General features: G+C 43.3%; 4 protein-coding genes and 1 pseudogene. 3 read left to right on the top strand and 2 right to left on the bottom strand.

Features of this window, described 5'->3' with window-relative positions:
* The coding region (locus CAG68_RS22455; protein WP_237667906.1) for a hypothetical protein at positions 1–199 on the bottom strand (199 nt) is incomplete at its 3' end.
* A gap of 31 nt (positions 200–230) precedes the next feature.
* Here CAG68_RS22455 and CAG68_RS22585 point away from each other — a divergent pair.
* The 3 genes and pseudogenes from CAG68_RS22585 to CAG68_RS19970 all read left to right on the top strand — a co-directional run bounded on the left by CAG68_RS22585 (position 231) and on the right by CAG68_RS19970 (position 2,072).
* Positions 231–461 (top strand): hypothetical protein, encoded by a 231-nt coding sequence (locus CAG68_RS22585; protein ID WP_224721257.1) that lies wholly within the window; start codon positions 231–233, stop codon positions 459–461.
* 71 nt (positions 462–532) lie between these two features.
* Positions 533–776, top strand: a pseudogene (locus CAG68_RS22580) (EAL domain-containing protein); the annotation flags it as partial.
* Positions 777–867: 91 nt separating this feature from the next.
* A protein-coding gene (locus CAG68_RS19970) for an IS3 family transposase (RefSeq protein ID WP_161441565.1) occupies positions 868–2,072 on the top strand; the annotation gives its coding sequence in 2 pieces (ribosomal slippage) (positions 868–1,219 and positions 1,219–2,072; 1,206 coding nt in all).
* A gap of 35 nt (positions 2,073–2,107) precedes the next feature.
* Here CAG68_RS19970 and CAG68_RS19965 read toward each other — a convergent pair.
* A partial coding sequence (locus CAG68_RS19965; protein ID WP_161441564.1) for a Wzy polymerase domain-containing protein occupies positions 2,108–3,560 on the bottom strand: 1,453 nt, incomplete at its 5' end.

Here is a 3,560-nt window from a genome sequence, read left to right as displayed (position 1 = left end):
AAGCTACGTTGTTTATTGGGTGAACAAAAATAACAAACCAATCAATAAATCGGGGTAATAATGTGCCCACTATTGCATTTCTATTAGTGATCTTAGGTTTGATTTTGCTCTGCTGGGGATGGCAGATGACAAAAAACATCTGCTCGAAAACTGACGTAACCGGGTGGACTTTCCTATTATTGTTAATCAGCTGTTTCATTTTTGCTTATGCCGTTTTTTTGCACGCTATCATGCAAAAACCTATTACTTCTCTCTTAGAAACGGGGGTTTCTCTTATACTTTTTGGCGGCAGTATCTTTGTCGTGCTGGTGATTAAGTGGAGCAACGATTCGATATTAAAGCTTCATACTGTTGCTGAAAGAGAGAAGCGCAATGCCGTCCATGACGCTCTTACTGGGCTCCCTTATCGTAAATACTACTTTGAGTCTATCGAAGACATGACACAACCTGAAGGCCAATGACTGATTCAAATTATGAGATAGCCTCAAAAACGTCGAAAGATTGATAATACGTTTCAAGGTAAGCTGGTTAATTTCTTTTCACAGCAAGCCGCACTGAAGGCTCCCGCTCTATCGTTGAGAACACGATTGCGCTAGCACATGGATTAGGGTATTCGGTCGTAGCAGAAGGCGTTCAAGACATGGACACACTGCATTTTTTGAGAAGTCGAGGCTGTGACATCATTCAGGGTTACTTGTTCTGCCCTGCCCTTAGACGAAGTAATAAGTTGGGTAAACAAACACGATGAAAAGCAAAACCGTATTAGACGCGCATAAAAAAGCCGAGCGCTTTGCTCGGCTTTCAATTCTTTTTGTGTGCCGTCCTAAATAAGGTTGACACTTTCTCCCCCCAAAATTGGAGAGTGTTATGAAATCAACAACTAAAAGAACTCAGCGCGATTACTCCCTCGCTTTTAAACTCACTGTAGTTGATGAGGTTGAAAAAGGAAGCCTCACTTACAAACAAGCCCAAGAGAAGTATGGCATCCAAGGTTGCTCTACGGTTTTGGTTTGGCTTCGTAAGCATGGTCGACTAGATTGGTCTAAAGGGACACCTAACTTTATGTCCAAAGGAGACTCTATGACCGAGTTCAATTCACCTCCTACACCAGAGCAACGTATTAAAGAGCTTGAAAAGCAGCTCGAAGATGCTCAACTCAAAGCCGACTTCTTTGAAGCTGTCGTGAACGTTATGGAACGTGACTATGGTGTTAGAGTGACAAAAAAGCACAAAGAAGCGTTGTCCAAGAGAAAACCATAGTAGGTTTGAGCGTTACGAAGTTTTGTCAGTTAGTACAAATCTCTCGCCAAGCTTATTATAAGCAATGCCAAACTCAATCTCGTTGTGAACATCATGAGCATGCTGTCATTGGCTTTGTCCGTGAAGTCAGGCTGAAGCAGCCACGCATTGGCACGCGTAAACTGAAGTTCTTAGCAGCAACAAAGGGCATTCAAATAGGTCGCGATAAGCTCTTTGAACTTCTCAGAAAGCATCGGCTGTTAGTGAGAGCAAGACGAGCCTATCACCGAACGACTGACAGCCGTCATCGATTTTTCTGTCACCCAAACAAAGTGAAAGATGGGCTGACACCAACGAAGCCAGAACAACTGTGGGTTGCTGATATTACTTACTTGCCAACTCAAAATGGAGAGAGTTATCTCAGCTTGGTTACAGACGCTTATTCAAGGAAGATTGTTGGTTTTTATGTGGATGACAACATGAAAATTCAATCAGTTAAGCGGGCATTTATCTCAGCTCTCAGGCAACGGCAGAGTGAAGAAAAGCTAATACACCACTCAGATAGAGGCTCACAATACTGTTCGAAGGAATATCAAGATATCCATAAGAAACATAGAGTGACTTGCTCAATGACTGACGGGTATGACTGTTATCAGAATGCTTTAGCTGAGCGTGTAAATGGGATACTCAAAATGGAGCTCTTGCTGAAGAAACCGAAAGATCTGAAAGAAGCAAGGACGATGGTAGCAGAGTCCGTAGATATCTATAATCAAATGAGGCCTCATACGGCTTTAAAATACAAAACGCCCGATCAAGTACATCGAGCGTTTTAGTTAAAAAGTGCCAACCCATATCAGGACGGGTCATATTACTCAGCTCCTGAAGTGGGGACTGGTGAGGCAGAGATTGCTTGAGAAGGTGGTTGGTAATTGACGTCACTGAAATCAATCTTCGGGAACAAAAACTGCGCTTCAGCTCTAATTTGCTCCGCTTTACTTGAGTCATCTAAGCCTTGGTAGGCCAAAATCAAATTATTATAAAATGCAGGGCGAGGCTTATCTTTGATGATTTTTAGCGACCAATCGATATAAGGCTGAATCAAGGTTGCGTCTTGTTGGTACAGCCCAAGGTTTAAAAACGTGCTATAGACATCCCAATCAAACCTGTCTTTCCAAACTACAGGGTTACTGACTTGATTCAGAATATCAGGGTTAGTTGGTCTAGTGGTCTCAAACTTCGTCAATACATAATTCGTATGTAATGCGCTTACCATGTAAAACGTAAACGCAACGGGAAGTACCAAACTAAAAACACGCAGCAAGCTTTTGGTTACATTACTAAAACCGACTTGTCGATAACGAGAGACGCGCTGATCGACCCAGTACAGTAGGATAACGAAGATCAACCAATGCACGAGAGAGTGGTAGAAAGGGTATTCCAGTTGTGAGTGCAATACGATAGGTATAAACAAGGCCAGCAACGCAAGACGAGTTCCGCGTTTGGCTTGATAGATTCGATACAGTACCAGTGCCATCGCTAAGAAGATGCCGAGTATTGGCAGCAAGCCACCTTCTACTCCCCAGTAAAGCAGCTCGTTATGCGGATGATCCATGGCTGGCAAACCAGCTGGGTAATTCTCATTTAGGGCATGTTGACGAGCCGTATACAGCATGTACTCAGATTCAAATTTACCATATCCATAACCAGTAAAAGGCTTTTCAATCACCATGTCTAATGTTTGCGGAAAAGTATACGCTCGAGGAGACTCCATATTTACTTTTTCTGCGGCTAACCCACCTCCATCAGGAAAGGCAAGATGCATGACAACGACTGAGAATAAGAGCCCACTTACAAGTGACACAACCCAGCGGATAAAGCGCCCTTTGGTTGCAAAACGGTACATGTATGGAATGACCAACAACACGGCGATGACCGAGGCTAACCAACCAGTGCGTGAAGCCAACGCCACAATTAGTGGTAAAGTTAAAACTGGCACGGCATAGAGAAGGTAAACATCGCTTAACTTACGGTCGTATTTGTAGGGCTGACGTGCAAGTAAATAGCTGGCAATCACCAACCCTGTCGCAAGAAAGCTGGCCATTACATTGGGCTGTTGGAAAATACCATAAGGACGATTGGCCACCGTGTCGTAACCAAACGGATTACCTGGTTTGAGATACAGATATTGTGTCAGACCAAAAATGGCTTCGATAACAACCGCAAGGACAATGAACCATAATAGGCGTTGGCGATGTTTATTACTGAAATGAAATTGTTGTAAAACAATAAAGAACAGGACACCACACCACAGGCCTATGAGC

The sequence above is a fragment of the Vibrio sp. V42_P2S4T144 genome, assembly GCF_009904715.1.
In the GTDB taxonomy this organism is placed as follows: domain Bacteria; phylum Pseudomonadota; class Gammaproteobacteria; order Enterobacterales; family Vibrionaceae; genus Vibrio; species Vibrio alginolyticus.
The sequence above is the reverse complement of the archived record's forward strand: the minus strand, read 5'-3'. Positions and strand labels throughout refer to the sequence as shown.

Bases quoted from the DNA above. Each gene is read 5' to 3' on its own strand.
- CAG68_RS22585 (WP_224721257.1), top strand. From the start codon at position 231: ATGCAAAAACCTATTACTTCTCTCTTAGAAACGGGGGTTTCTCTTATA.